The 6,456-nt window shown below is 65.3% G+C and carries 7 protein-coding genes and 1 pseudogene; 4 read left to right on the forward strand and 4 right to left on the reverse strand.

All coding sequences use genetic code 11. The annotated features are described in order from the left end of the window. From ACILRA_RS18145 to ACILRA_RS18160, 4 genes are all read left to right on the forward strand, one after another. A partial coding sequence (locus tag ACILRA_RS18145; protein WP_395663471.1) for a hypothetical protein occupies nucleotides 1–182 on the forward strand: 182 nt, incomplete at its 5' end. 40 nt (nucleotides 183–222) lie between these two features. Beyond that, nucleotides 223–1,440: an LptF/LptG family permease gene (locus ACILRA_RS18150; protein WP_395663472.1), complete on the forward strand. Its 1,218-nt coding sequence runs from the start codon at nucleotides 223–225 to the stop codon at nucleotides 1,438–1,440. After that, nucleotides 1,437–2,513, forward strand: a complete 1,077-nt coding sequence (locus ACILRA_RS18155) for an LptF/LptG family permease (RefSeq protein ID WP_395663473.1) — start codon at nucleotides 1,437–1,439, stop codon at nucleotides 2,511–2,513. Before ACILRA_RS18150 ends, ACILRA_RS18155 begins: the two co-directional genes overlap by 4 nt. Nucleotides 2,514–2,516: 3 nt before the next feature. Continuing rightward, nucleotides 2,517–3,497 carry a diacylglycerol/lipid kinase family protein gene (locus tag ACILRA_RS18160; RefSeq protein ID WP_395663474.1) on the forward strand — a complete coding sequence of 327 codons (981 nt, stop codon included), beginning with the start codon at nucleotides 2,517–2,519 and terminating at the stop codon, nucleotides 3,495–3,497. Between the two features lie 161 nt (nucleotides 3,498–3,658). On the opposite strand, the gene spt is transcribed toward ACILRA_RS18160, so the two are convergent. The 4 genes and pseudogenes from spt to ACILRA_RS18180 form a co-directional block, all read right to left on the reverse strand. After that, nucleotides 3,659–4,870, reverse strand: coding sequence for a serine palmitoyltransferase (gene spt / locus ACILRA_RS18165; protein WP_395663475.1), 1,212 nt, complete (start codon nucleotides 4,868–4,870; stop codon nucleotides 3,659–3,661). A 3-nt stretch (nucleotides 4,871–4,873) separates the two neighbouring features. Next, the gene (locus tag ACILRA_RS18170; protein WP_395663476.1) at nucleotides 4,874–5,113 is read right to left on the reverse strand and encodes an acyl carrier protein; all 240 of its coding nucleotides are present in this window, start codon (nucleotides 5,111–5,113) and stop codon (nucleotides 4,874–4,876) included. Between the two features lie 11 nt (nucleotides 5,114–5,124). After that, complete coding sequence (locus ACILRA_RS18175; RefSeq protein ID WP_395663477.1) at nucleotides 5,125–6,081, reverse strand: NAD-dependent epimerase/dehydratase family protein; 957 nt, start codon at nucleotides 6,079–6,081, stop codon at nucleotides 5,125–5,127. 37 nt (nucleotides 6,082–6,118) lie between these two features. Continuing rightward, a pseudogene (locus tag ACILRA_RS18180) lies at nucleotides 6,119–6,456 on the reverse strand (hypothetical protein); the annotation flags it as partial.

A 6,456-nucleotide genomic window follows, 5' to 3' on the forward strand; every position in this document is an offset into this window, starting at 1 on the left:
CGCCATCAAACGTTTCTGCCTCAGACAAAATCAAATCACAAAAACTTCGGAATCAGGACACTAGCGCGCGTTCCGACCAGGTGGAATCACCTGGTCGAAAAGAACTCGCGCAAGATCAATTCCTTGAGCATGATCTTGTCGCAAAAGTGGTTTCCACTTTTGCGGATCATGCTCTAGATTGACGCCATGCCCAGTTCCCACCGCTGCGAAGGCTAAGCCCGGTTGCTCCCCATCATCGACAGGCATGTGCTGAAGCAGGTCTCGCTGCCGCTGGCGGGCGCGCTGGTGATCGGCCTTCTGATGCTGCTGGCCGACCGCATGGTCCGGCTCCTTGACGCAACGCTGGGCAAGAAGAACTCCTTTACCGCGGTGTTCGAGATGCTGGCCTACCTGGTGCCGCACTATCTCGGCACCGCCCTTCCCGCGGCGCTGTTCCTCGGCCTCCTGCTGGGCTTCGGCAAGATGTCCGCCAATTCGGAGACGGACGCCTTCATGGCCTCCGGCATCGGCCTCAGCCGCATGGCGCGCCCGGTGATCGTGCTGGGCGCCCTGCTCGCAGCACTCTCCCTCCTCATCATGGGCTGGGTGCAACCGCATGCGCGCTATGCCTACCGCTCCGTGGTGTTCGACGTGCAGAACATCGATGTGTTCTACCTGGCGGAGGAAGGCGTCTTCATGCAGGCGGGCGAGCGCACCTTCATCATCGACCGGCTGGACCGCGGAAAGAACGCCTTCGAGCATGCCTTCATCTTCCAGGACAAGGGAGCGGAAGGCTCAGAGACGGTGACGGCGGCACGCGGTGCCCTGCTCGAGAATGCTCAAGGCCAGCGGCCGACGCTGCAACTCGCTTACGGGCACCGCCTGTCCTTCAAGGAGCGGCCGGCGGTCGCCTCCCCCACGCCGGCCGTCGGCGAGACGACGGAGTTCGCGGTCGCCGACACGCCGCTCGGCCGCATTTCCAAGGACATTTTCCGCCCACGTGGCGAGGACGAGCGCGAACTGACCCTGCCGGAGCTGTTCGCGGCGCTCGACAAGCCGCCGCCCAAGGCCAGCCGTGAAGAGGTCTCCTCCGAGCTGCACGAACGGCTCGTCACCGCGGCCAGCATCCTGATCCTGCCGTTCCTCGCCATTCCCTTTGCGGTCGGTTCCCGGCGCAGCTCGCGCGGCTTCCGCACCGGGGTCGCGCTGGTGCTGATCGTTCTCTACAACGAGATCATCCACAAGGGCGCCTCCGCCTCCAACAACGCCATCCTGTCGCCCTATGTCAGCATGTGGCTGCCCTGGCTGCTGCTGGCGCTCTTCGCCGGCTGGCGCTACGTCACAACCTGCTTCACCCTGCGCAATGACATGGTGAGCAGCCTCATCGACCGCGCAGGGGATGGCCTGTCGGGCCTGCGCCACACGCTGCTGCGCCGTGCCGGGTGGAGTGCGGCGCAATGATGAAGATCATCGGCTGGATGCTCATCCGCATGGTCGCGAGCCGTTACATCGCGATCCTGCTTGGCATCTCCTTCTTCGTGCTCTCGCTCGACCTTCTGGCCAATGCCAAGGACGTGCAGGCGCTGCGCCCGGGCGATTCCTGGATCCTGATCGACTACATGCTGCACCGCGCGCCCTCGGTTGTTTCCAATTACATGGGCATCAGCATGCTGCTCGCCATGCTGCTGTCGCTGACCGAACTCAGCTACCGCAACGAGATGGTGGCGATCTGGGCGGCGGGCCTGTCGCCGGTCCGGCTGCTGTCCATGCTGCTGCCGCTGGCCTTCCTGGCCGGGGGGCTGCAGTTCGTACTGTCCGACACTGCCATTCCCGCCACCACGCCGCAGCTGCGTGACTGGGGCATCGGCGACTATGGGGCCGACAAGCTGAAGGTGGGCGAGAAGGACCCGATCTGGATGCGCGCCGGCCCCGACATCCTGCGCGCCGGCTCCGCCAATGCGGACTCAACAAGGCTCGAGGACGTGATCATCTTCCGGCGTGACGGCAACGGCCTGCTGCGCGAACAGATCTACGCCGCGCAGGCGGAGCTGTCGGGCGGGCGCTGGACGCTCTCCGGCGTGCTCGTCTACTACCGTGACAATCTCCAGCCGTCGCGGCTCGAGACGCTGGTCTATTCGGGGGCCATGAAACCGGCGCAGGCCGGCGCCCGCTCCGGCGCCCCGGAAGACATGTCGCTCGCCGAGCTCTCCTATTTCATCGATAACCAGGGCTTCGGGATCAGGCCCGTCTGGGTTTACGAGACATGGGCGCACAAGCGCGTGTCCCTGTTCTTCTCCGGCCTGCTCATGATGGCGCTGTGCATTCCCCTGGCCACGCGCTTCCGGCGCGGCGGCGGGCTTGGCGTGCTGTTCGCGGTGGGCGTGGGCTTGGGGTTCCTGTTCTTCATCGTCGACGGCATTTCCCTGACGATGGGTGAGCTTGGCTTTGTGACGCCCTGGCTTGCGGCGTGGTTCCCGCTTGCGGCCTTCGGCTCGCTGGCTGCGGTGCTCACCCTCAGGGCCGAGACGGTCTGAACCATGGCGCAGGCAAGCGGACAGCCCGGGAGACGGGCCGGGCTGATCGTCAACCCAAGCGCCGGCAAGGGCAGCGGCAAGGGCCTGGCGCTGGCGGCAAGCCTCGCGGGCAGCACGGGGATCGTCATCCGTGTTTTGGAGCGCTTCGGACAGCTGGAAGGCTTCATGCGGGAGATGGCTGCCGAAGGGGTGAGCGATCTCTTCATCAGTTCAGGCGACGGCACGATCCAGGAAATCCTGACCCTCGTCGCCGAGCACGGCATCTTTCCCGCACCACCGAGATTAACACTTCTTCCGCATGGCACGACCAATCTGAGCGCCAACGACATCGGCTTCCGCAGCCATGCGATCGAGCGCCAGGCAGCCTTCCTCAGAAGTCTCGAAGGGCATGACGTGCTGACGCGCCACACCATCCGCTGCGCCAACCCGGGTGACGGGCAGGTGCGCCATGGCATGTTCGTTGGCACGGGGGCCGTGGCGGTGGCCACGCGCTATTGCCAGCAGGCCTTCAACGACAAGGGCGTGAAAGGGCAATGGGCGGTGGCCGGAACACTCCTCACGGCGCTGCGCAAATATCTCTTCTCGGCACCCGATCCTGATGACACGAGCCGCTTCGACCGGCCCTATCCGATCTCGGTCAGGGCCCAGGGAAGGCTCCATGCGGAAGGCCCGCAGCTGCTTCAGATGTCGACGACCCTCGATAGGCTGGTGCTCAACACCAGGCCGTTCTGGGGCGGCAAGACGGCGCCGATCCGCACCACGGTGTTTCCCTATCCCGTCCCCTCGGTGGCCCGCTGGATGTTGCCCGTCATGTATGGCGGCGAGGGCCGCACGCCTCCCCCCGGTTCGGTGAGTTTCTGCGCGGATCAACTGGAGGTCACCTCGAAGGTGATGTTCGTCATCGACGGCGAGTTCTTTCCTCCGCCCACGGATGAACCGTTGCGGCTGGAAACCGGCCCGCTGTTCACCTTCGTAAGGGCCTAGCGCCTGCCTCCAGACTCAATAGCTTGCGCAGCTAGCGACCACATCGATTGTTTGTGACTGCCAATGTCTTCTCCCGCTTCTTCAGCGGGAGAAGAAGGGACCCGTTGCGAAACGCAACGGGGAGATGAGGGCAAGCTGATCTCTATTGATCGCCCGCCGCGCTAACCGTTCACAACCTTCTTGCCATGACCCTCGGCGACGACTGCGCCGAAGAGTTCGATGACACGGTCGATCTCCGCCTCGCTGTGGGCGGCCGAGACCGAGCAGCGCAGCAGGCACAGCTTGTTGGGTGTGCCCGGCGGCAGCGCGATGTTGACGTAGACGCCCGCCTTCAGCAGCGCATCCCACATCGCGATGGTTGTCGGCTCATCCGGGCAGCGCACCGCGACGACGGGGCTCACAACGTCGCAGCCAAGGTCGAGGCCCAGCGCCTTGAAGCCGTGGAACAGGCGGGCGGAGTTCTCCATCAGCCGGGTCCTGCGCTGCGGCTCGGCGGCCAGCTTGCGGATTGCGGCCAGCGAGGTTGCAACCGAGGCCGGGGAGGAGGACGCCGTGAACATATAGGGCCGCATGGCATAGCGGAGATACTCGAAATAGGGATGGTCACCCGCCCCGAAGCCGCCGATGGCGCCCACACTCTTCGAGAAGGTGCCGACGATGAAGTCCACTTCCCTTTCGAGGCCCGCTTCATCTGCAAGGCCCCGGCCATTGGGGCCCAGCACACCGAAGGAATGTGCTTCGTCGACGAGCAGCTGGAAGCCGTGCTTCTTCTTGACCTCGATGAAGTCGGCGAGCGGCGCCCTGTCGCCCAGCATGGAGTAGATGCCTTCCAGCACGACGAGCTTGCCGCCGCCCTCGTCCTGCTCCCCGCGTGACAGGCGCTTGTCGAGATCGGCTGCGTCATTGTGGCGGAAGCGCACCAGCTTGGCGCCCGACAGCGTGCAACCGTCATAGATCGAGCTGTGCGAGTCCGCGTCGAGATAGATCGTGTCGCGCGGACCCGCCAGACCCGACATCATGCCGAGGTTCGCCTGGTAGCCCGTGGTGAAGACGATGCAATGGCGCCGCGCGAGGAAGGCCGCAAATTCATTCTCGAGGTCGGCATGAAGCGCGAAGGAGCCATTGGCGATGCGCGAGCCGGTCGTGCCGGTGCCGAATTCATCCAGCGCCTTCTTGCCCGCAGCGATGCACTCGGCATCAAAGGTGATGCCCATGTAGTTGTTGGTGCCGGCGAGGATCGTCTCGCGGCCATCGATGATGGCGCGGGTGGGCGAGAGGATCCGCTCATTGGTCACGCCGATGGCATCGACCCCCAGCGCCTTCATCCGCGTGTGGCGCTCGGCGATGCCTTTGAGCTTCATCAACAGGTCCATGGCTCAGTCCTTCTTCACGCGGGCGTCGACGACATGTGCAAGATCCGCAACGGTGCGCGTCTCGGACAGCACGTTCAATGGAATCTCAACGTCGAAATGGTCCTCGACCTCCATCACGAAATCCATCACCGTGACGGAATCGATGTTGAGGTCGGTTGAAATGTCGGTCGAAGCCGAAAGCACCGTGCCGTTCGTGTTGAACGGTTCGAGCAGCTTGCAGATCCGGTCCTCGGTATCGGTCATCATCGCATCCTTCAGTGTGCCGGGCTTCTATCGGCAGCAGCGCCCCGAGGCAACCATCCGGCCTCGCGGTACCATGCCACGGTCTCCGCAAAGCCCTGTTCAAAGCGGATCGGATCCGCAAGGCGCAGCGTGCCCTCCCGGCACACCCAGTCGGGGTGATAGAGCTCCGCAACCTTGCCGCGGTTCACGAGGCCGGGTCTCCCCGTGATCCGCGCCAGCGCTTCAGCACCCGCCGCCACCATCGCCGGAACGGCCCGCGGCAGGAACAGTGCATTGACCCTGGCGCCGCGGAATGCGCTGGCGGTGCTGATCAGCTCCTCCCAGCCATAGCCACCCGGCCTGCCATCGCTCACCTCATGGATGCCCTGCTCCGTTCCCTCAATCGTGTCAGCAATGATACGGGCGAGATCCCGCGCATGGATCAGGGAAAAGCGCGCCGCGCGCTGCCCGGGAATGGCGGCCACGGGCCGTGTCAGTTCGCGGATCAGCGGCAGCGTGCCGCGGTCTCCTGGCCCATAGACGGCCGGCGGCCGGATGATCACGGCGTTGAATGCCGGGCCCTGCCGCGCCACCGCCTGCTCCGCGGCGTTCTTGCTGGCGGCGTAATGCGACAGCTGCGGTTCGCGCGCGGCAAGTGAGGAGATGTGAACGAAGCGGCCCACGCGCGCCCGCAGCGCGGCCCCGGCGAGCGCTTCGGTGCCCGTGAAGTTGACGCTGAAATAGCCTTGCCTGTCCAACGCCGCGAGAACACCCGCAAGGTGGACGACGGCATCGGCACCCGTCACCAGGCGTTGCAGTGCATCGGCATCAGAGAGGCCGCCCGCCACCATCTCGACCCCTTCGGGAAGCCTTGCGGCCCCGGGGCTGCGCACAAGGGCGCGCAGCTGGTGGCCACGGCGCATGAGTTCGGCCAAGGCATGGCGGCCGGCAAAGCCAGTGGCACCGGTGATGGCGACAAGACGGGTCATCGCGCCGGCCGTGCCGCGAATGTGGGCGGCCTGACCGTCAGAGTGCTGCTTCGAGAAGGGCCGCCTCCGGCGCCGCGGCCAGCACGGTGAGCTCACCGATCTCGCCCGACAGGAATTTCTGCCTGGCACCCGCGCGTGACAGCTTTCCGGAAGAGGTGAAGGGCAGGCTCTTGGGCGGCACCATGACGACCCTGCATTCAATCCCCGCGCTGCGGTGGACAACGGCTGACACCTCATGGCGCAGCGCAGCGACGGCGGCACAATCCTGCAGGCGGCACTGCACCAGCACGGTCACTTCGTCCTCGCCATCATCACCCTCGACGGCGAAGGCGGCGACGTCGCCAGAGCGCAGCGGCTCGATCTGCTCGGCCGCCC

Origin of the sequence: Aestuariivirga sp. (genome assembly GCF_044239095.1) — a bacterium.
Taxonomy (GTDB): domain Bacteria; phylum Pseudomonadota; class Alphaproteobacteria; order Rhizobiales; family Aestuariivirgaceae; genus Aestuariivirga.

Excerpts from the sequence above, each read along its gene's own strand:
- ACILRA_RS18155 (WP_395663473.1), top strand. The coding sequence starts at position 1,437 with ATGATGAAGATCATCGGCTGGATGCTCATCCGCATGGTCGCGAGCCGT.
- ACILRA_RS18160 (WP_395663474.1), top strand. The coding sequence starts at position 2,517 with ATGGCGCAGGCAAGCGGACAGCCCGGGAGACGGGCCGGGCTGATCGTC.
- spt (WP_395663475.1), bottom strand. The coding sequence starts at position 4,870 with ATGGACCTGTTGATGAAGCTCAAAGGCATCGCCGAGCGCCACACGCGG.
- ACILRA_RS18170 (WP_395663476.1), bottom strand. The coding sequence starts at position 5,113 with ATGACCGATACCGAGGACCGGATCTGCAAGCTGCTCGAACCGTTCAAC.
- ACILRA_RS18175 (WP_395663477.1), bottom strand. The coding sequence starts at position 6,081 with ATGACCCGTCTTGTCGCCATCACCGGTGCCACTGGCTTTGCCGGCCGC.